Genomic DNA, 19,609 nt, shown 5'->3' with positions numbered 1-19,609 from the left:
CCCTTACGCCCTGAAGCGTAAGGGGTAAAAGCATTACAGGGCTGCGATAACCGCCTGCTGCTCGATCAGTTTGGTCTTCGCATCGGCGAAGGCAACCAGACGCTCACGCTCTTTGGCGATGACCGCTTCCGGCGCGCGGGCCACAAAGCCTTCGTTCGCCAGTTTGCTTTCGATTTTGCCGATTTCCACGTCGACTTTCGCCACTTCTTTCGCCAGACGAGCCAGCTCAGCGTCTTTGTCGATCAGGCCCGCCATCGGGATCAACAGCTCCGCGCCGTCGATAATTTTGGTCACGGAAACCGGACCTTTATCATCGGCAGGCAGCACGGTGATGCTTTCCAGACGCGCCATGGTTTTCAGGAAGGTGTTGTTCTCGGTGACGCGACGAACGACAGCTTCGCTGCAACCGCGCAGCAGCAGCTCCAGTGGTTTACCTGGAGCGATGTTCATTTCCGCGCGGATGTTACGTACCGCAACGATCGCCTGTTTCAGCCACTCGGTATCCGCAGACGCGGCTTCATCCACTTTCGCGGCGTCGAATGCCGGGAACGGCTGGAGCATGATGGTATCGGCGTTTATACCGGCAATTACCTTCACGCGCTGCCAGATGGTTTCGGTGATGAACGGAATGATCGGGTGCGCAAGGCGCAGCAGACCTTCCAGGACGGTAATCAGCGTATTACGCGTACCGCGCAGCTCCGCCTCAGTGCCGCCGTTCATGACCGGCTTCGCCAGCTCCAGATACCAGTCACAGAACTGGTTCCAGGTGAATTCGTACAGGATGCCTGCCGCGATGTCGAAGCGGTAGCTGTCCAGCGCGTCGCGGAACGCTTTCACCGTCTGGTTAAATTCCGCCAGGATCCAGCGGTCTGCCAGAGACAGGGTCATTTCGCCGCCGTTAAATCCGCAATCCTGATCTTCGGTGTTCATCAACACGAAGCGGCTAGCATTCCACAGCTTGTTACAGAAGTTACGGTAACCTTCCAGACGCTTCATATCCCAGTTGATGTCACGACCGGTGGAGGCCAGCGCCGCCAGGGTGAAGCGCAGGGCGTCGGTACCGTGAGATTCGATCCCGTTCGGGAACTGCTTCTCGGTACGCTTGCGGATTTTCTCCGCCAGCTGCGGCTGCATCATGTTGCCGGTACGTTTTTCCAGCAGCTCTTCCAGAGAGATACCATCAACCATGTCCAGCGGGTCGATAACGTTACCCTTGGATTTGGACATCTTCTGGCCTTCGTCGTCGCGGATCAGGCCGGTCATGTAAACGGTATGGAACGGAACCTGCGGCTTGCCATCTTCGTCTTTGATGAAGTGCATGGTCATCATGATCATGCGGGCGATCCAGAAGAAGATGATGTCGAAGCCGGAGACCATCACGCTGGTTGGGTGGAACTGACGCAGCGCGTCGGTGTTTTCCGGCCAGCCGAGGGTCGAGAAGGTCCACAGCGCGGAAGAGAACCAGGTATCCAGCACGTCTTCGTCCTGGCGCAGCGCAACGTCAGCGCCCAGGTTGTTTTCCTGACGCACTTCCTCTTCGGTGCGGCCAACGTAGACGTTGCCTTCATTGTCGTACCACGCCGGGATACGGTGACCCCACCACAGCTGACGGGAGATACACCAGTCCTGAATATCGCGCATCCAGGAGAAGTACATGTTTTCGTACTGCTTCGGCACGAACTGAATGCTGCCGTTCTCAACCGCTTCCACAGCCGGTTTCGCCAGCACGTCGGCACGCACGTACCACTGGTCGGTCAGCATTGGCTCGATAACTACGCCGCCACGGTCGCCGTACGGCACGGTCAGATCGTGAGGTTTAATCTCTTCCAGCAGGCCGAGCGCGTCAACGGCGGCTACGACGGCTTTACGCGCGGCAAAGCGCTCCAGCTTCTGGAACTCAGCCGGGATGTCGCTGGAATAAACGTCGGATTCGTTGCCTTTGGTGTCGTACACTTCTGCGCTTTCGCGGATATCGCCGTCGAAGGTCAGAATGTTGATCATCGGAAGTTGATGGCGACGACCGACTTCATAGTCGTTAAAGTCATGCGCCGGGGTGATTTTCACGCAGCCGGTGCCTTTTTCCATGTCGGCGTGTTCGTCGCCCACAATCGGAATACGGCGGTTCACCAGCGGCAGCACCACAAATTTGCCGATCAGATCTTTATAGCGCGGATCTTCCGGGTTAACGGCCACGCCGGTATCGCCCAGCAGGGTTTCCGGACGGGTGGTCGCCACCACCAGGTAATCTTTACCGTCGGCGGTTTTCGCGCCGTCGGCCAGCGGATAGCGGATGTGCCACATGGAGCCTTTAGACTCGCGGTTTTCCACTTCCAGGTCAGAGATGGCGGTACGCAGTTTCGGGTCCCAGTTGACCAGGCGTTTGCCACGGTAAATCAGGTCTTCTTTGTACAGGCGCACGAAGACTTCTTTCACGGCGTTGGACAGGCCTTCGTCCATGGTGAAGCGCTCACGCTCCCAGTCCACGGAGTTGCCGAGACGGCGCATCTGACGGGTAATAGTGCCGCCGGATTCCGCTTTCCACTGCCAGATTTTGTCGATAAACGCGTCGCGACCGTAGTCGTGGCGGGTTTTACCCTCTTCAGCGGCAATTTTACGCTCAACCACCATCTGGGTCGCGATACCCGCGTGGTCAGTCCCCGCCTGCCACAGGGTGTTTTTACCCTGCATACGCTGGTAGCGGATCATGGTATCCATGATGGTCTGCTGGAAAGCATGCCCCATATGCAAACTGCCGGTGACGTTCGGCGGCGGGATCATGATGCAGAAGGACTCTTTGCTTTCGTCGCCGTTAGGCTTGAAATAGCCCTGCTGTTCCCAGTGCTCGTAAAGCGGCTGTTCGATATCGCGTGGGTTATATGTCTTTTCCATTATTTCCAGGTTGCCGTATTCAGGTTAAAACCGGCCAGGCGGTACGCTTTGTAGCGTTCGCGCGCCAGTTGTTTCAAAGATTCTTCGTAAGGGACAAAGTCTACCACTTCTGTGAAAGCGGTGGCAAAATCTGCAAAGTCTGTCCGCAGGCTAATGAGAATGTCGCGCGCGCTGCTGTTGCGTTTTTGCGGCCAGGCAATCTCCACCGGTGCCCCGCCGCGTGGACCTTCGCCCGACAGGTTATGCGGAACAAAACTCTCCGGCGGGCGCGCCCATAGCGCTTCATCCAGACGAATCGCCTGCTGCTCATCTTCACAGGCAATCAGGACGCGTTTACCTGCGCGCCAACGTTCTGCGGCAATTTCACACACCAGTTGTTCAACGGCGCTGAGGCCATCCTGATGGGTGTCATTGTCCAGAAGGTAGAACGTTGCATTCTTCATATATGGGGTTTCTTGTCGTGGATTTAAATGCAAAGCCGGGTGGCGCTACGCTTACCCGGCCTACGGTTGAGTGACGTTGTAGGCCGGGTAAGGCGAAGCCGCCACCCGGCGTTTTTCATCACTCGTCGCCGTTAAAACCCGCGCGATTGAGCAGGAACTGCGACAGCAGGGCCACCGGACGTCCGGTCGCGCCTTTGGCTTTACCGGAGCGCCATGCGGTCCCCGCAATGTCCAGGTGCGCCCAGTTGTACTTGCGGGTGAAGCGCGCCAGGAAGCAGCCTGCGGTAATTGCGCCGCCAGGACGACCACCAATGTTCGCCATGTCCGCGAAGTTAGACTCCAGCTGTTCCTGGAACTCGTCCCCCAGCGGCAGACGCCACGCGCGGTCGCCAGCCTGTTCGGACGCGCCGATCAGCTCATGCGCCAGCGGATTGTGGTTCGACATCAGGCCGGTGATGTGATGCCCCAGCGCAATCACGCAGGCGCCGGTCAGGGTAGCTACGTCGATAACCGCTTCAGGTTCGAAACGCTCAACGTAGGTCAGCACGTCGCACAGCACCAGACGGCCTTCGGCGTCGGTGTTCAGCACTTCAACGGTCTGGCCGGACATGGTAGTCAGCACATCACCCGGGCGATAAGCGCGGCCGCCAGGCATGTTTTCGCAGCCCGCCAGCACGCCGATCACGTTGATGGGCAACTGAAGTTCCGCGACCATGCGCATGACGCCGTAAACCGCCGCCGCGCCACACATGTCGTACTTCATCTCATCCATGCCTTCTGAAGGCTTGATGGAGATACCGCCGGAGTCGAAGGTCAGCCCTTTGCCAACGAGCACGATCGGACGCGCGTCTTCAGACGGATTGCCTTTGTATTCGATGACCGACATCAGGGATTCGTTCTGGGAGCCGTTACCGACCGCCAGATAAGAGTGCATCCCCAGCTCTTTCATCTGCTGTTCGCCGATAACGCGGGTGATGACGTTCTTGCTGTAGGCGTCAGCCAGCTGGCGCGCCTGTGACGCCAGGTACGCGGCGTTACAGATGTTTGGCGGCATATTGCCAAGATCTTTTGCCGCTTTAATACCGGCAGCAATCGCCAGACCGTGCTGAATGGCGCGCTCGCCGCTGGTCAGCTCGCGACGGGTCGGCACGTTAAAGACCATTTTACGCAGCGGGCGACGCGGCTCGCTTTTGGTGGTCTTCAACTGATCAAAGCTGTAGAGGCTCTCTTTTGCGGTTTCGACGGCCTGGCGTACTTTCCAGTACGTGTTGCGGCCCTTAACGTGCAGCTCCGTGAGGAAGCAGACGGCTTCCATCGAACCAGTATCATTCAGTGTATTAATGGTTTTCTGAATAACCTGCTTGTACTGGCGCTCATCAAGCTCACGTTCTTTACCGCAGCCAATCAGCAGAATACGCTCGGACAGGACGTTTGGAACGTGGTGCAGCAACAGGGTCTGCCCTGGTTTGCCTTCCAGTTCGCCACGGCGCAGCAGGGCGCTGATATAGCCGTCGCTGATTTTATCGAGTTGCTCGGCGATCGGGGAGAGTCGGCGTGGTTCAAAGACGCCCACAACGATGCAGGCACTCCGCTGTTTCTCCGGGCTACCGCTTTTTACACTGAACTCCATGCACTACGCTCCTGAATCTTAAAGACAACGGCGGCGGCTACGGATAGAATTGAAACCTTTCGTAACTCATGTCCGCCGTTGTGGTGACTTCGTGTTAATCTTACGTTACTACGGTTTCGACACGTCAATAAATGTCATGAAGCGCGAATCCGCCGGGTTTTTTAATCTTAGCGATGATTTCGACGACTCAAGAGAATAAATGACGTTTAAGCCATGAAACAAGCTAAATTCCTGCATAAGACGAGTTTTAACGGGCGTATTTAAAGTGATAATCATAAGATATCTGGTTCGGGAGACGCTGAAGAGCCAACTGGCGATCCTCTTTATCCTCCTTCTGATCTTTTTCTGTCAGAAGCTGGTCAGGATCCTCGGCGCGGCAGTTGATGGCGAAATCCCAACGAATCTGGTGCTTTCCCTGCTCGGGCTTGGCGTGCCGGAAATGGCGCAGCTTATCCTGCCGTTAAGCCTGTTCCTTGGTCTGCTGATGACCCTGGGTAAGCTCTATACCGAAAGTGAAATCACCGTGATGCATGCCTGCGGCCTCAGTAAGGCCGTACTGGTAAAGGCAGCCATGGTGCTGGCGCTGTTTACGGGCATTGTTGCCGCGGTTAACGTCATGTGGGCGGGGCCGACCTCGTCCCGTCATCAGGATGAGGTGCTGGCGGAAGCAAAAGCTAACCCGGGGCTGGCGGCGCTGGCGCAGGGGCAGTTCCAGCAGGCGACCGACGGTAACTCCGTGCTGTTTATCGAAAGCGTCGATGGCAGCCGCTTCAATGACGTGTTTCTTGCTCAACTGCGCCCGAAAGGTAACGCTCGCCCTTCTGTGGTAGTGGCGGATTCCGGTCAGCTGGCGCAGCGTAAAGACGGCTCTCAGGTTGTCACGCTGAACAAAGGAACGCGTTTCGAAGGCACGGCTATGCTGCGTGACTTCCGTATCACCGATTTCCAGAACTACCAGGCCATCATTGGTCACCAGGCCGTCGCGCTCGATCCAACGGATACTGAGCAGATGGATATGCGCACCTTAATGAATACTGATACCGATCGTGCGCGTGCTGAACTGCACTGGCGTATCACGCTGGTATTCACCGTATTTATGATGGCGCTGATGGTGGTTCCGTTGAGCGTGGTAAACCCGCGCCAGGGCCGCGTGCTGTCGATGCTGCCAGCGATGCTGCTGTATCTGGTGTTCTTCCTGCTGCAAACCTCAATCAAGTCTAACGGCGGGAAAGGTAAAATTGACCCGATGATCTGGACCTGGGTCGTGAATGGTTTGTATCTGCTGCTGGCAGTCGGACTCAACTTGTGGGACACGGTGCCTGTGCGTCGTCTTCGTGCCCGGTTTACGCGTAAAGGAGCCATCTAATGCAGGCGTTTGGCGTACTTGACCGCTATATCGGTAAAACAATTTTTACCACCATCATGATGACCCTTTTCATGCTGGTGTCGCTCTCGGGCATTATCAAATTTGTCGACCAGCTGAAAAAAGCCGGGCAGGGGAGTTACGACGCGTTGGGCGCCGGGATGTACACCCTGCTCAGCGTACCAAAAGATGTGCAGATCTTCTTCCCGATGGCGGCCCTGCTGGGTGCGCTGCTGGGCCTGGGGATGCTGGCTCAGCGTAGCGAACTGGTGGTGATGCAGGCATCGGGCTTTACCCGTATGCAGGTTGCGCTGTCGGTGATGAAAACCGCGATCCCGCTGGTGCTGCTGACCATGGCGATCGGCGAATGGGTCGCGCCGCAGGGCGAACAGATGGCGCGTAACTACCGTGCTCAGGCGATGTACGGCGGTTCTCTGCTCTCCACGCAGCAGGGATTATGGGCGAAAGATGGCCAGAACTTCGTCTATATCGAACGCGTGAAAGGGGATGACGAGCTGGGTGGCGTGAGTATCTATGCTTTCAATAACGATCGTCGTTTGCAGTCAGTGCGTTATGCCGCCTCTGCTAAATTTGATGCAAACAACAAGCTGTGGCGGTTATCCCAGGTTGATGAATCTGACCTGACTAACCCGAAACAGATCACCGGTTCGCAGACCGTTAGCGGTACCTGGAAAACCGACCTGACGCCGGACAAGCTCGGCGTCGTGGCGCTTGACCCCGATGCGCTCTCCATCAGCGGTCTGCATAACTACGTGAAGTATCTGAAATCGAGCGGGCAGGATGCGGGGCGTTACCAGCTCAACATGTGGAGCAAAATCTTCCAGCCGCTGTCCGTGGCGGTGATGATGCTGATGGCGCTGTCGTTCATCTTTGGACCGCTACGTAGCGTGCCGATGGGGGTTCGCGTGGTAACCGGTATCAGCTTTGGCTTCGTGTTCTACGTCCTCGATCAGATTTTTGGTCCGCTGACGCTGGTGTATGGCATTCCGCCAATTATCGGCGCGCTGTTGCCGAGCGCCAGTTTCTTCCTGATCAGCCTCTGGATGCTGCTAAAACGCTCCTGATAAACCTTCTTCCTCGCTCCCGCTTGCCCGGGGGCGAGGCTAATCTCCTGTTTCACCCCGCACTTTTTCTCACAACCTTCAACGCCTCGCCGTGAATTTGAGTATTATTGAGCGATAAAGTCGTGAAGGGATCCTCTATGAAGCAAATTCGAATGCTGGCCCAGTACTACGTCGACCTGATGATGAAGCTCGGGCTGGTGCGTTTTTCCATGCTGCTGGCGCTGGCGCTGGTCGTTCTGGCCATCGTCGTGCAAATGGCCGTGACCATGGTTCTGCATGGTCAGGTCGAGAGCATCGACGTGATCCGCTCTATTTTCTTTGGCCTGCTGATCACCCCATGGGCGGTCTATTTCCTCTCCGTGGTGGTTGAGCAGCTGGAAGAGTCCCGACAGCGTTTATCGAAACTGGTGGATAAGCTGGAAGAGATGCGCGAGCGCGATCTTAAACTCAACGTTCAGCTCAAGGACAACATTGCCCAGCTGAATCAGGAAATTTCAGACCGTGAGAAGGCGGAAGCCGAGCGTCAGACCACGCTGGAGCAGCTGAAAATTGAGATGAAAGAGCGTGAGGTCACGCAGATCCAGCTTGAACAGCAATCCTCTTTCCTGCGCTCGTTCCTCGATGCGTCGCCGGATCTGGTGTTCTACCGTAATGAAGATAAAGAGTTCTCCGGCTGTAACCGGGCCATGGAACTGTTGACCGGGAAAAGCGAAAAGCAGCTGATACACCTGAAACCTCAGGATGTCTATTCCGAAGAGGCGGCAGCAAAAGTGATGGAGACGGATGAAAAGGTGTTCCGTCATAACGTCTCGTTGACCTATGAGCAGTGGCTGGATTATCCCGACGGGCGCAAGGCCTGCTTTGAGATCCGCAAAGTGCCTTATTACGACCGGGTGGGTAAACGTCATGGTCTGATGGGCTTTGGCCGTGATATCACCGAGCGTAAGCGATATCAGGATGCGCTGGAGCGCGCCAGCCGGGATAAAACAACCTTCATCTCCACCATCAGCCATGAGCTTCGTACGCCGCTAAACGGTATCGTGGGGCTGAGCCGTATTCTGCTGGATACCGACCTGACCAGCGAGCAGGAAAAATACCTCAAAACGATCCACGTTTCGGCGGTCACGCTGGGCAATATCTTCAATGATATTATCGACATGGATAAGATGGAGCGCCGTAAGGTTCAGCTCGACAACCAGCCGGTTGATTTTACCGGCTTCCTCGCGGACCTGGAGAACCTGTCAGGTTTGCAGGCCCAGCAGAAAGGGTTGAGCTTCGTGATGGAACCGACGCTGCCGCTGCCGCATAAAGTGGTGACGGACGGCACGCGTCTGCGTCAGATCCTGTGGAATCTCATCAGCAACGCCGTGAAGTTTACCCAGAAGGGACAGGTTGCGGTGCGCATTCGCTATGATGAGGGGGACATGCTGCACTTTGAAGTTGAGGACTCGGGTATCGGCATTCCTCAGGATGAGCAGGATAAGATCTTCGCCATGTATTATCAGGTTAAAGACAGCCACGGCGGTAAACCGGCGACCGGCACGGGCATTGGCCTGGCGGTGTCGAAACGTCTGGCGAAAAGTATGGGTGGGGATATCACCGTTGCCAGCCAGCCGGGTAAAGGCTCCACCTTTACGCTTACCGTCCACGCCCCTGCTGTTGCTGAAGAAGTGGAAGATACGTTTGAGAACGATGATATGCCGCTTCCAGCCCTGCACGTCCTGCTGGTTGAAGATATTGAGCTGAACGTCATTGTCGCCCGGTCGGTACTGGAAAAACTCGGTAACAGCGTGGATGTCGCGATGACCGGCAAAGCCGCGCTGGAGATGTTCACGCCGGGCGAGTACGACCTGGTGCTGCTCGATATTCAGCTACCGGACATGACCGGGCTGGATATCTCCCGCGAGCTGACGCACAAATATGCTCCTGACGAGTTGCCGCCGCTGGTTGCGTTGACCGCAAACGTGTTGAAAGATAAAAAAGAGTACCTCGAGGCCGGTATGGACGACGTGCTCAGCAAGCCGCTGGCAGTACCTGCCCTGACGGCGATGATCAAGAAGTTCTGGGATACCTGTGATGAAGAGGAGAGCACCATGACGTCTGTTGATAGCGCCAAAACCCAAACGATACTGGATACCGCCATGCTGGAGCAGTATATCGATCTGGTGGGACCCAAACTGATCACCGATGGCCTGGCCGTGTTCGAAAAAATGATGCCGGGCTATCTGAACGTGCTCGAATCCAACCTGACGGCGCGTGACCAGAAGGGCATCGTCGAAGAGGGACATAAAATCAAAGGCGCGGCAGGATCGGTCGGGTTACGTCATCTCCAGCAACTGGGCCAACAGATTCAGTCGCCTGATTTACCTGCCTGGGAAGATAACGTAGGTGATTGGGTCGAAGAGATGAAACAGGAGTGGCAAAACGATGTGGCAGTGCTGAAAGCCTGGGTAGATGCCAGAAAAAAATGACCCCGGCTATACCGGGGTGCGCGAATACTGCGCCAACACCAGGGAAATCGTGGCTGCGCCTGATTTTTGTGGGTTGTTTTCGCATGGACGCCGCCTGAAAATTGAGGCCGCACGCAGATAAGATAGCAAATCTTAAACAGTTTGTTACATGAATCAGTGAAATGTGTGAAGCATAGCGTTTTAATCAGAATTTTTAATGTGCTTCAGCGAGTTGCTTAGAAGGATCGTCAGAATGAAGAAAGTGGGTGTCGTGCTGAGCGGATGTGGCGTTTACGATGGTTCAGAGATACATGAAACCGTATTAACGCTGCTGGCATTATCGCGCCAGGGGGCCGACGTTATCTGCTTCGCTCCGGATAAAACGCAGGCAGACGTGGTTAATCATCTTACCGGCGAGCCAATGGCGGAAAGCCGTAACGTGCTGATTGAAGCAGCACGTATTGTGCGTGGAGATATTCATCCGCTGGCACAGGCCGATGCCGCTGAACTTGATGCGCTCATCGTGCCGGGCGGCTTTGGCGCGGCGAAAAACCTGAGCACGTTTGCAACGCAAGGCGCGGCGTGCCATGTCGATCCCGATTTGAAAGCGCTATCGCTGGCGATGCATGCGGCAGGTAAGCCGCAGGGCTTTATCTGCATTGCGCCAGCCATGCTGCCGAAAATTTTTGATTTCCCGCTGCGGCTCACGATCGGAACCGACATTGATACTGCTGAAATTGTCGAAGATATGGGCGGCGAACACGTGCCATGTCCGGTAGACGACATTGTGGTGGATGAGGACAATAAAATCGTCACCACGCCGGCGTATATGCTGGCGCAGAACATTGCCGAGGCTGCTGCAGGCATTGAAAAGCTGGTGGACAGAGTGCTGGTTCTTACCGAATGAGCCGTAAATTATCCCCTGGCGGGTGGTTAAAACGGATCCTGCTGCGTATTGTGCTGGTCCTGACCGTTTTTTGGGGCGGAGGCATTGCGCTGTTCAGCATCCTGCCCGTCCCGTTCTCGGCCGTGATGGCAGAGCGGCAAATTAGCGCCTGGCTCTCGGGTGATTTTGGCTATGTTGCCCACTCAGACTGGGTCGGCATGGATGAAATCTCCCCGTGGATGGGGCTGGCGGTCATTGCGGCAGAAGATCAGAAATTCCCGGAGCACTGGGGTTTTGACGTGGCGGCTATCGAGAAGGCGCTGGATCATAATGAACGTCATGAAAACCGCGTCCGCGGCGCGTCGACGCTTTCTCAGCAGACGGTAAAAAACCTGTTCTTATGGGACGGTCGCAGCTGGGTGAGAAAAGGGCTGGAGGCCGGGCTGACGCTGGGCGTCGAGACGGTGTGGAGCAAAAAACGCATTTTGACCGTCTACCTGAATATCGCGGAGTTTGGTGACGGCGTGTTTGGCGTCGAAGCGGCATCGCAGCGCTATTTTGGCAAGCCCGCCAGCAGGTTGACTATGTCCGAAGCGGCACTCCTTGCCGCCGTGCTGCCGAACCCGCTGCGTTTTAAGGCCAGCACCCCGTCAGGCTACGTGCGAAGCCGCCAGGCGTGGATTATGCGCCAGATGCGTCAGCTGGGTGGGGAAGGGTTTATGGAGCGAAATAATCTTATGTAGGGCGGGTAAGCGCAGCGCTACCCGCCGACATGGCGAACGTTAGTCTTCGTCAAACCCGGCGTTAAACAGGGCAATCACTGCCGCCAGCGCTTCTTCTTCCTGCGGGCCGGTGGCTTCAACTTCAATCTGGCGGCCTTTGGCAGAATCCAGCATCAGCAGCGCAATCACGCTGTTAGCTTCTGCCTCGGTTCCCTCATCGTTGCGCAGCAGCACCTCAGCATCAAAACCCTGCATCAGTTCAAACAGCTTCATCGCCGGGCGCGCATGCATGCCCAGCTTATTGGTGATTTCGACGGTCTGTTTTACGGTCATGTTTTGCGTTTTTCCAGCGTGCGATGACGGGACTGAACGTTCTTCCCGCGTGAGCGGAAGTAATCGGCCAGCTGTTCGGCAATGTAGACCGAACGATGTTTACCGCCGGTACAGCCAATCGCCACCGTCAGGTAGCTACGATTGTTTGTCTCCAGCATAGGTAACCATAGCTCAAGGTAGCTTCGCGTCTGGTAGATAAAATTGTGTACTTCTGTGTGTCGGTCGAGGAACGCCGCCACCGGCTTATCCAGACCGGTCATCGGACGCAGTTTCGGATCCCAGTGTGGGTTCGGCAGGAAACGCACATCAAAAACGTAATCCGCATCGATAGGGATACCGTGCTTAAAGCCGAAGGATTCAAACACCATCGTCAGTTCGCGCTCGCGCTTGCCGAGTAAGCGAGTACGCAGCATTTCCGCCAGCTCGTGGACGGACATTTCTGAGGTGTCGACAATCAGGTCGGCCCGGGAACGCAGCGGCTCAAGCAGATCGCTCTCTTTATCGATGGCGCTTTCCAGCGAAAGATTTTTACTCGAGAGCGGGTGCAAACGACGTGTATCGCTGTAACGGCGGATCAGCGTGTTGCGGTCAGCATCCAGGAACAAGAGCTGAGGCGAGAAGCATTCCGGCAGGCTGTTCATTGCCTGCTCGAAGATTTCCGGCGATTCCGGCATGTTACGCACGTCAATACTGACGGCGGCAGAGATTTGCCTGTCCGCCAGCGTCCGCGCCAGATCGGGTAACAGCACTACCGGCAGGTTATCTACGCAGTAAAATCCCATGTCTTCCAGCGCGCGCAGGGCCACGGACTTCCCGGACCCCGAACGACCGCTGACGATCATCAGCACCATGTTCCGTTTCTCCTCAGGGAAGCCGTTCTGAAGGCCCTTTCCCGATTATGCCTCATCCTGTTTGCCTTCTGCTTCAGTGATAATTTGATAAAGCTCTTCATCACTTTGAGCTGAGCGCAGTCGACGACAAATGGTTTTATCCGCCAGACGTTTGGCAACCAGCGACAGCGTGTGCAGGTGGGTTTTGGTCTGATCGGCAGGAACCAGCAGCGCGAAGAGCAGATCCACAGGCTGGTTATCGATGGCGTCAAAAGCGATAGGCGTTTCCAGTTGCACAAACACCCCCACGGCACGCAGCGTATCTTCTTCCAGCTTGCCATGCGGGATCGCAATGCCATTGCCGATGCCGGTACTGCCCATTTTTTCACGGGTCAGAATGGCTTCAAACACGATCTGCGGCGGCAGACCCAGCTGTTTTGCGGCCAGCTCACTGATGATTTCCAGCGCACGTTTTTTGCTCTGGCAGTGAACGCCACTGCGGGTACAATCCTGGTTAAGGACATTGCTCAGTTGAAGAGCGGAATCGTTGTTTATCATAATTTCACCTAAGCGCTAACTGTACAAATGGCCTGTTGTGTTTCACAACAGGCCGTCCTGCACCCGTTAACTGCCCGGACAATTAGTGTTGTTTCAGTTTATCTTTATGTTTATTGAGCTGTCTCGCAAGCTTATCAATCAAGCCGTCGATAGCCGCGTACATGTCTTGCCCTTCCGCACTGGCATGAAGTTCCCCTCCGTTGACGTGCAGGGTCGCATCCGAGATATGCGTCACTTTCTCCACTTTCAACACAACATAGACCTGGTTGATCCTCTCGAAATACTGCTCGAGTTTCGCGAACTTAGCGTTTACAAAATCGCGTAAAGCCTCAGTAATTTCGACGTTATGTCCGGTGATATTGAGCTGCATAGTGTCTTCCTTATCGGTTGTGTCAAACCAGTTGTTTACGCTGGTTAGACGGCGGAATGGATAAAGACTCTCGATACTTCGCGACAGTACGGCGTGCCACCATAATACCCTGATCGGACAGCATGGTGGTTAACTTACTGTCACTGAGTGGCTTCGCGGGGTTCTCCGCGGCGATCAACTTCTTCACCAGTGCGCGAATAGCTGTTGACGAGGCTTCGCCGCCGCCTTCGGTGTTCACGTGGCTGGAGAAGAAATACTTAAGCTCAAAAATACCGCGTGGGCTGTGCAGATACTTCTGCGTGGTCACGCGGGAAATGGTTGATTCATGCATCTCGACGGCCTGGGCGATGTCCGCCAGCACCATCGGTTTCATAAACTCTTCGCCCTGCTCAAAGAATGCCTGCTGCTGTTCGACAATACAGCGGCTGACGCGCAGCAGCGTGTCATTACGGCTTTCCAGACTCTTAATCAACCAGCGTGCTTCCTGAAGGTTGCTGCGAATGTATTGATTATCAGCGTCGTTACGGGCGCTGGTGCACATGGAGGCGTATTGCTGGTTGATTTGCAGGCGAGGAATGCTGTCGGCGTTCAGTTCAACGACCCAGCGGCCATTGTGTTTTCTCACCAGCACATCAGGAATAACGTATTCCGGTTCGCTGGTCTGGATAGATTGCCCCGGACGCGGATCGAGTGACTGGATCAGATTCACCGCTTCCTTCAGCACCTCTTCTTTGAGGCGCGTGACGCGCATCAGGGTGCGGAAGTCGTGATTTGCCAGCAAATCCAGATGCTCGCTGATGATGAGCCGGGCTTCGTCAATCCACGGTGTCTCTTTGGCAAACTGCGAAAGCTGGATCAGAAGGCAGTCGCGCAGATCTTTCGCGGCGACGCCAATCGGGTCGAAACGCTGAACGCGTTTCAGGACGGCTTCGATCTCTTCCAGTTCAATCTCGTCATCGCCTATGCTTTCCAGAATCTCGTCCAGCGTCACGGTCAAATAGCCCGTGTCGTCAACGGCATCGACAATCGAGGTGGCAATGGCGCGATCGGTATCGGAGAAAGGCGTCAGCTCCACCTGCCACATCAGGTAGTCCTGAAGCGACTGGGTAGTTTCGCCCTGGTAGACCGGGAGTTCATCGTCCTGGTAATCTGCACGCGTCCCGGAAGGGGTGCCCGCGGTGTAGATTTCATCCCAGCTGGCATCCAGCGGCAGTTCCTCCGGCATCTCTTTCTGTTCGAGCGCATCTACGGAGTCGAGCGTTTCTGTGTCCTGCGTCTGCTGAGCGTCTACCTCGTCATGAAGATCGGTTTGCTCCAGCAGCGGATTGCTGTCCAGCGCCTGCTGGAGCTCCTGCTGGAGTTCTAACGTGGACAGCTGCAACAGACGGATTGCCTGTTGTAGCTGCGGCGTCATGGCCAGTTGCTGGCTGAGCCGTAATTGCAAACCTTGCTTCATGTTCAGAGCGTTTTTCTCCGGTTCGGCGTGACTTAACCTCTACCCTATCAGAGTCTGAAGTCTTCCCCAAGGTACACGCGCTTAACATGCTCATCTTCGAGGATTTGCTGTGGCGTGCCGTGGGCAATCAGATGGCCCTGGCTCACTATGTAGGCGCGCTCACACACGGCCAGCGTTTCGCGAACGTTGTGGTCCGTGATCAGTACGCCAAGCCCGCTGTCGCGCAGGTGCTCAATAATACGTTTGATATCGATAACGGAGATGGGGTCAACGCCCGCAAACGGTTCATCCAGCAGGATAAATTTCGGGTTTGCTGCCAGCGCGCGCGCAATCTCAACGCGGCGGCGTTCACCACCGGACAGCGCCTGACCGAGGCTGTCACGCAGATGTTCGATATGAAACTCTTCCATCAGCTCGTTCGCACGGTCAGTGCGCTGCTCGCTGGTCAGATCGTCACGGATCTGGAGCACGGCCATCAGGTTGTCGAACACGCTTAAGCGGCGGAAGATGGAGGCTTCCTGCGGCAGATAGCCGATGCCACGACGCGCGCGGGCATGCAGTGGCAGCAGGCTGATATCTTCATCATCGATGATGATGTTGCCGGCGTCACGCGGGACGATGCCCACCACCATGTAGAAGGTCGTGGTTTTACCCGCCCCGTTAGGGCCAAGCAAACCCACGATTTCGCCGGAGTTGACGGTCAGACTGACATCTTCGACGACGCGGCGGCCCTTATACGCTTTCGCGAGGTTTTTTGCAGTTAAAGTTGCCATAACGAATTAGTTACTCTTTTTCTGTGCCGGAGCCTGGCCGTTGTTCTTGTCCTGCAATTGCGAAGGCACAAGAACGGTCGTGACGCGTTTGCCTTTTTCACTTGAGGCCTGCATTTTCTGCTCTTTCACCAGATAAGTGATTTTGTCGCCTTTGATATTGCTGTCCAGCTGTTCCAGGTAAGCATTACCGGTCAGGATGACCAGATCCTTCGCCAGTTCATAGTGCATATGCGAGGCATGGCCTTTCACCGGCTTGCCGTTGTCCTGCATCTGGTAGAAGGTGGCCGGGTTGCCATAACCATCGATAATCTCTTTGCCCTGCTCGCCGCCCGGTCGGGTAACGACCACTTTGTCGGCGTTGATTTTGATGGTGCCCTGGGTCATGACCACGTTGCCGGTAAAGGTGACGACGTTACCCTGCATATCCAGAGACTGGGTATCAGATTCAATATGAATCGGCTGTTCGGTGTCGCCAGTCACAGCAAGGGCGGGAAGACTGGCCGCCAGCAGCGCGCTGGCGATAACAACTTTAAGGCTGAGTTTGTTTGTTTTGAATTTCATAGGAGGTTCTAACCTTTTCAATCAGCTCGGCGTTTTTGCTGCGTAAGTTCCCGCGCATTCTTAAACCGCTGGAATTAAATGTTGTGCCATACAGGGTGACTAAATCCTGCGACGTGACATCCTGGGTGACCAGGTTGATCTGGGCGTTATCCGTCGTAATTTTTCGCAGTTGCGCGTCAGCGGTCAGGGCGTTGACTTCAACGTGACCATACAGGTAAAGCATACGGTCATTTGTCAGTTTTGCCCGGTCAGACTTGATAGACCACGTCGGCACTTTGTCCGTATCAAAGGTGGTCATGACCGGTTGGGTAAACCACGAAGTACCGTCATCTGAAAAATATTCTACATGCTGAGCAACGAGGCGATAGTTCAGCGCGCCTTCCGGGCTATAGACCACGGTGTCGCTGTGATCGCTTTTATAGGTCGGGTCGCTCGTGTTAACCACTTCCGCTTGCGTATCTTCGCGGTCAGCGAGGTTTACGCCAATCAGTACCAGGGCGACAAGCGCAAGCAGAATGATAACCCAACGTCTGGTTTTACTCATATCGATTGCCCTTTCGCCTCATCAAGCTTGCCCTGCGCCAGCAGAAGCAGATCGCAGACTTCACGGACGGCGCCGCGGCCACCGTGAATATGGGTAACATAATCAGCACGCGGGATCAGCAGCGGGTGCGCGTCAGCCACGGCGATGCTCAGACCCACCTCCGCCATGACTGGCCAGTCGATCAAATCATCCCCGACGTATGCCACATTCTCTGGTGCAATGGCCAGTTTTCCCAACAGATCCCGGAAGGCTACCATCTTATCAGACTGCCCCTGATAGAGATGGGTAATGCCCAGCGTTTCACACCGATCTTCTACCAGTTTAGCTTTCCGCCCGGTGATGATTGCAACTTCAATACCGGACGTGAGCGCACAGCGGATACCGTAACCGTCGCGAACGTTAAAGGCTTTCAGTTCTTCGCCGTTATTGCCCATATAAATCAGACCGTCGGAGAGCACACCATCCACATCGAGGATCAGCAGGCGGATATTTTCCGCCTTTGCCATCATGTGGGCGCTCACCGGGCCATAACAGGTTGCAAGGGATGCACCCGCATTACTCATTGTCTTATCCTTCATTACACTACGCCAGCGCGCAGCAGATCATGCATATGTACCACACCCAGCAGTTGGTCGCCATCGGCAACCATCACTGAGGTAATATGACGGGACTGCATCAGGTTCAGTACATCTACCGCCAGCGTGCCCGGACGGACGCGGATCCCGCCTGGTGTCATTACATCAGCGATGCCCAGCGTTCGGACATCCACACCCATATCGAATACCCGGCGCAGGTCGCCGTCGGTGAAAATGCCCTGAATCTTCATCAGATCGTCGCAGATAACCGTCATGCCCAGGTTTTTACGGGTGATCTCCAGTAACGCGTCGCGCAAAGAGGCCTCTTTGCTGACGTGCGGGATCTCATCCCCGGTGTGCATAATATCGTTGACCCGCAGCAGCAGTTTGCGCCCGAGCGCGCCGCCGGGGTGAGACAGAGCGAAATCTTCAGGCGTAAAACCGCGGGCTTCCAGCAGCGCAACGGCAAGGGCATCGCCCATCACCAGCGCGGCGGTTGTGCTGGAGGTCGGCGCCAGCCCCAGCGGACAGGCTTCTTTCGGCACCTTCACGCACAGGTGAATATCTGCCGCACGCGCCATGCTGCTTTCCGGGCGGCTGGTCATGCAAATCAGCGGTACGTGCAGACGCTTCAGCACCGGGATCAACGCCAGGATTTCATTCGATTCCCCGGAGTTGGACAGCGCAATAACCACGTCCTGCGGCGTAACCATGCCGAGGTCACCGTGCGCGGCTTCACCGGGATGAACGAAGAATGACGACGTGCCGGTACTGGCAAAGGTCGCCGCCATTTTGCGCCCGATATGGCCGGATTTGCCCATCCCCATCACCACGACTTTACCGGCGCAGTAGAACATCTTCTCACAGGCCAGACTAAAATCCTGATTAATGTACTGATCTAACTGCGCCAGACCTTCACGTTCAATCTCCAGAACGTCTTTGCCTGCTTTCTGAAAGTCAAAACCCGGCTGCAATTCTATTTGCGACATAATGCGTTTCCGTTTACCCAGAGAGAAGTGGCGAGAGCCAGTACAGCATCGCCAGCCATACGATAAATCCACCCGTCAGCAGCGCGCCCGCGCCTTTGCCGATCTGCTCTTTTCGCCGCCAGCAGAGCAGGGCGAAAATTACGCTGACCAGTAGCATCACACCGTAATCGCGCGTGAAGACCATAGGGTTAAACGGCCCCGGTGAGATTAATGCCGGCAGCCCCGTCACGATCGCGATATTGAAAATATTCGAGCCAATGATATTGCCGATGGCGATATCATCTTCCCCTTTACGCGCCCCGGCGATGGCGGTAGCCAGCTCTGGCAGGCTGGTGCCGATGGCGATGACCGTCAGACCGATTGTCAGTTCGCTCATCGCAAACGCGTTCGCCAGCACCGTCGCGTTATCGACCACCATCCGCGTGGCCATTGGCATTATAATCAGCGCGACGCCCAGCCACAGCAGGGCGACGGGTAAGGTCCCTTCCCGTGGCAGCTCGGCGAGATGCTCACGCGTGAGGCTATCATTACCCTGTTTTTCCGCCAGACGTGCGATCTTCACGCTGTAAAGCAACCAGATCACGGCCAGGGCGAGCAGGAATATACCGTCACCGACGCTCAGCACCCCGTCATAAAGCACATAGCCTGCCAGCAGACTGACGACTAACATTAGCGGCAATTCACGACGCAAAACATCGGAATGTACGCGAAATGGATGCAGTAATGCGGCTAAGCCTAAAATCAGCAAGATATTGACGATGTTAGAGCCAATCGCAGTGCCAATAGCGAGGTCGACCTGGCCATGCAACGAGGCTGAAACAGAAACGATGATTTCAGGAAGCGATGTGCCTACACTGACCACCGTCATCCCAATAATGATGGGCGGCATGCCAATGAGTCGACAGAGAATGGATGCGGCAAAGACCAAACGGTCAGCACTGTAGACCACCAACAGTAAACCAATTATTAACAGTGCTGTTGCTAAAAGCATCAAAAGTCCTTTCTTCAGGTATACTCGCTGGTCCACTGCGCACGAATTTTAGCGCCAGATGAAGTCTGAGACGTGACGAATTCCTAATTTTGACTTTATGCGCCGGAAAAGTAAAACAAATGCCAGCTTTCGCTAACCCCAATAGTGAATATTCTGTAAAA

General features: G+C 55.4%; 19 protein-coding genes. 5 read left to right on the top strand and 14 right to left on the bottom strand.

Annotated elements, in window-relative coordinates:
* Positions 1 to 33 precede the first annotated feature (33 nt).
* From HWQ15_RS05455 to pepA, 3 genes are all read right to left on the bottom strand, one after another.
* Positions 34 to 2,889 carry a valine--tRNA ligase gene (locus tag HWQ15_RS05455; protein WP_063149058.1) on the bottom strand — a complete coding sequence of 952 codons (2,856 nt, stop codon included), beginning with the start codon at positions 2,887 to 2,889 and terminating at the stop codon, positions 34 to 36.
* A complete protein-coding gene (gene holC / locus HWQ15_RS05450; protein ID WP_003861884.1) occupies positions 2,889 to 3,332 on the bottom strand; it encodes a DNA polymerase III subunit chi in 444 nt (147 codons plus the stop codon). Before holC ends, HWQ15_RS05455 begins: the two co-directional genes overlap by 1 nt.
* Positions 3,333 to 3,450: 118 nt before the next feature.
* Complete coding sequence (pepA, locus tag HWQ15_RS05445; RefSeq protein WP_003861882.1) at positions 3,451 to 4,962, bottom strand: leucyl aminopeptidase; 1,512 nt, start codon at positions 4,960 to 4,962, stop codon at positions 3,451 to 3,453.
* 265 nt (positions 4,963 to 5,227) lie between these two features.
* Between pepA and lptF the strand changes: the two genes are divergently transcribed.
* From lptF to mtgA, 5 genes are all read left to right on the top strand, one after another.
* Complete coding sequence (gene lptF / locus HWQ15_RS05440) at positions 5,228 to 6,328, top strand: LPS export ABC transporter permease LptF (protein ID WP_023307066.1); 1,101 nt, start codon at positions 5,228 to 5,230, stop codon at positions 6,326 to 6,328.
* Positions 6,328 to 7,410, top strand: coding sequence for an LPS export ABC transporter permease LptG (gene lptG, locus HWQ15_RS05435; RefSeq protein ID WP_022649534.1), 1,083 nt, complete (start codon positions 6,328 to 6,330; stop codon positions 7,408 to 7,410). The genes lptF and lptG overlap by 1 nt, the downstream gene beginning before the upstream one ends.
* Before the next feature lie 137 nt (positions 7,411 to 7,547).
* Positions 7,548 to 9,881, top strand: coding sequence for an aerobic respiration two-component sensor histidine kinase ArcB (gene arcB, locus HWQ15_RS05430; RefSeq protein ID WP_063149059.1), 2,334 nt, complete (start codon positions 7,548 to 7,550; stop codon positions 9,879 to 9,881).
* Between the two features lie 232 nt (positions 9,882 to 10,113).
* Positions 10,114 to 10,767, top strand: coding sequence for an isoprenoid biosynthesis glyoxalase ElbB (gene elbB, locus HWQ15_RS05425; RefSeq protein ID WP_063149060.1), 654 nt, complete (start codon positions 10,114 to 10,116; stop codon positions 10,765 to 10,767).
* The gene (gene mtgA, locus HWQ15_RS05420) at positions 10,764 to 11,489 is read left to right on the top strand and encodes a monofunctional biosynthetic peptidoglycan transglycosylase (RefSeq protein ID WP_045331541.1); all 726 of its coding nucleotides are present in this window, start codon (positions 10,764 to 10,766) and stop codon (positions 11,487 to 11,489) included. The genes elbB and mtgA overlap by 4 nt, the downstream gene beginning before the upstream one ends.
* A gap of 39 nt (positions 11,490 to 11,528) precedes the next feature.
* Here the strand turns inward: mtgA and npr are convergent, their stop codons facing one another.
* From npr to HWQ15_RS05365, 11 genes are all read right to left on the bottom strand, one after another.
* Positions 11,529 to 11,801: a PTS phosphocarrier protein NPr gene (gene npr, locus HWQ15_RS05415; RefSeq protein ID WP_003861872.1), complete on the bottom strand. Its 273-nt coding sequence runs from the start codon at positions 11,799 to 11,801 to the stop codon at positions 11,529 to 11,531.
* A complete protein-coding gene (gene rapZ, locus HWQ15_RS05410; RefSeq protein ID WP_003861870.1) occupies positions 11,798 to 12,652 on the bottom strand; it encodes an RNase adapter RapZ in 855 nt (284 codons plus the stop codon). Before rapZ ends, npr begins: the two co-directional genes overlap by 4 nt.
* 45 nt (positions 12,653 to 12,697) lie before the next feature.
* The gene (gene ptsN, locus HWQ15_RS05405; RefSeq protein ID WP_063149061.1) at positions 12,698 to 13,189 is read right to left on the bottom strand and encodes a PTS IIA-like nitrogen regulatory protein PtsN; all 492 of its coding nucleotides are present in this window, start codon (positions 13,187 to 13,189) and stop codon (positions 12,698 to 12,700) included.
* Positions 13,190 to 13,271: 82 nt separating this feature from the next.
* Positions 13,272 to 13,559 carry a ribosome hibernation promoting factor gene (gene hpf, locus HWQ15_RS05400; RefSeq protein WP_014171818.1) on the bottom strand — a complete coding sequence of 96 codons (288 nt, stop codon included), beginning with the start codon at positions 13,557 to 13,559 and terminating at the stop codon, positions 13,272 to 13,274.
* Between the two features lie 22 nt (positions 13,560 to 13,581).
* Positions 13,582 to 15,015: an RNA polymerase factor sigma-54 gene (rpoN, locus tag HWQ15_RS05395; protein ID WP_022649530.1), complete on the bottom strand. Its 1,434-nt coding sequence runs from the start codon at positions 15,013 to 15,015 to the stop codon at positions 13,582 to 13,584.
* Positions 15,016 to 15,062: 47 nt separating this feature from the next.
* Positions 15,063 to 15,788, bottom strand: coding sequence for an LPS export ABC transporter ATP-binding protein (gene lptB / locus HWQ15_RS05390; RefSeq protein WP_003861862.1), 726 nt, complete (start codon positions 15,786 to 15,788; stop codon positions 15,063 to 15,065).
* Positions 15,789 to 15,794: 6 nt separating this feature from the next.
* A complete protein-coding gene (gene lptA, locus HWQ15_RS05385) occupies positions 15,795 to 16,349 on the bottom strand; it encodes a lipopolysaccharide ABC transporter substrate-binding protein LptA (RefSeq protein ID WP_006812136.1) in 555 nt (184 codons plus the stop codon).
* Complete coding sequence (lptC, locus tag HWQ15_RS05380; protein WP_022649529.1) at positions 16,318 to 16,893, bottom strand: LPS export ABC transporter periplasmic protein LptC; 576 nt, start codon at positions 16,891 to 16,893, stop codon at positions 16,318 to 16,320. Before lptC ends, lptA begins: the two co-directional genes overlap by 32 nt.
* Positions 16,890 to 17,456, bottom strand: coding sequence for a 3-deoxy-manno-octulosonate-8-phosphatase KdsC (gene kdsC, locus HWQ15_RS05375; protein ID WP_017382729.1), 567 nt, complete (start codon positions 17,454 to 17,456; stop codon positions 16,890 to 16,892). Before kdsC ends, lptC begins: the two co-directional genes overlap by 4 nt.
* 14 nt (positions 17,457 to 17,470) lie before the next feature.
* Complete coding sequence (kdsD, locus tag HWQ15_RS05370; protein ID WP_003861853.1) at positions 17,471 to 18,457, bottom strand: arabinose-5-phosphate isomerase KdsD; 987 nt, start codon at positions 18,455 to 18,457, stop codon at positions 17,471 to 17,473.
* A gap of 13 nt (positions 18,458 to 18,470) precedes the next feature.
* A complete protein-coding gene (locus HWQ15_RS05365) occupies positions 18,471 to 19,448 on the bottom strand; it encodes a calcium/sodium antiporter (RefSeq protein WP_003861852.1) in 978 nt (325 codons plus the stop codon).
* Positions 19,449 to 19,609: the final 161 nt, after the last annotated feature.

The sequence above is a fragment of the Enterobacter sp. DSM 30060 genome (assembly GCF_013375955.1).
GTDB lineage: Bacteria > Pseudomonadota > Gammaproteobacteria > Enterobacterales > Enterobacteriaceae > Enterobacter > Enterobacter intestinihominis.
Note: the sequence above shows the minus strand (reverse complement) of the source record. Positions and strands in the feature narration are given on the sequence as shown.

What these genes read in the sequence shown, in the direction of transcription:
- HWQ15_RS05455 (WP_063149058.1), bottom strand. Translation starts at nt 2,889, where the DNA reads ATGGAAAAGACATATAACCCACGCGATATCGAACAGCCGCTTTACGAG.
- holC (WP_003861884.1), bottom strand. Translation starts at nt 3,332, where the DNA reads ATGAAGAATGCAACGTTCTACCTTCTGGACAATGACACCCATCAGGAT.
- pepA (WP_003861882.1), bottom strand. Translation starts at nt 4,962, where the DNA reads ATGGAGTTCAGTGTAAAAAGCGGTAGCCCGGAGAAACAGCGGAGTGCC.
- lptG (WP_022649534.1), top strand. Translation starts at nt 6,328, where the DNA reads ATGCAGGCGTTTGGCGTACTTGACCGCTATATCGGTAAAACAATTTTT.
- arcB (WP_063149059.1), top strand. Translation starts at nt 7,548, where the DNA reads ATGAAGCAAATTCGAATGCTGGCCCAGTACTACGTCGACCTGATGATG.
- elbB (WP_063149060.1), top strand. Translation starts at nt 10,114, where the DNA reads ATGAAGAAAGTGGGTGTCGTGCTGAGCGGATGTGGCGTTTACGATGGT.
- mtgA (WP_045331541.1), top strand. Translation starts at nt 10,764, where the DNA reads ATGAGCCGTAAATTATCCCCTGGCGGGTGGTTAAAACGGATCCTGCTG.
- npr (WP_003861872.1), bottom strand. Translation starts at nt 11,801, where the DNA reads ATGACCGTAAAACAGACCGTCGAAATCACCAATAAGCTGGGCATGCAT.
- rapZ (WP_003861870.1), bottom strand. Translation starts at nt 12,652, where the DNA reads ATGGTGCTGATGATCGTCAGCGGTCGTTCGGGGTCCGGGAAGTCCGTG.
- ptsN (WP_063149061.1), bottom strand. Translation starts at nt 13,189, where the DNA reads ATGATAAACAACGATTCCGCTCTTCAACTGAGCAATGTCCTTAACCAG.
- hpf (WP_014171818.1), bottom strand. Translation starts at nt 13,559, where the DNA reads ATGCAGCTCAATATCACCGGACATAACGTCGAAATTACTGAGGCTTTA.
- rpoN (WP_022649530.1), bottom strand. Translation starts at nt 15,015, where the DNA reads ATGAAGCAAGGTTTGCAATTACGGCTCAGCCAGCAACTGGCCATGACG.
- lptB (WP_003861862.1), bottom strand. Translation starts at nt 15,788, where the DNA reads ATGGCAACTTTAACTGCAAAAAACCTCGCGAAAGCGTATAAGGGCCGC.
- lptA (WP_006812136.1), bottom strand. Translation starts at nt 16,349, where the DNA reads ATGAAATTCAAAACAAACAAACTCAGCCTTAAAGTTGTTATCGCCAGC.
- lptC (WP_022649529.1), bottom strand. Translation starts at nt 16,893, where the DNA reads ATGAGTAAAACCAGACGTTGGGTTATCATTCTGCTTGCGCTTGTCGCC.
- kdsC (WP_017382729.1), bottom strand. Translation starts at nt 17,456, where the DNA reads ATGAGTAATGCGGGTGCATCCCTTGCAACCTGTTATGGCCCGGTGAGC.
- kdsD (WP_003861853.1), bottom strand. Translation starts at nt 18,457, where the DNA reads ATGTCGCAAATAGAATTGCAGCCGGGTTTTGACTTTCAGAAAGCAGGC.
- HWQ15_RS05365 (WP_003861852.1), bottom strand. Translation starts at nt 19,448, where the DNA reads ATGCTTTTAGCAACAGCACTGTTAATAATTGGTTTACTGTTGGTGGTC.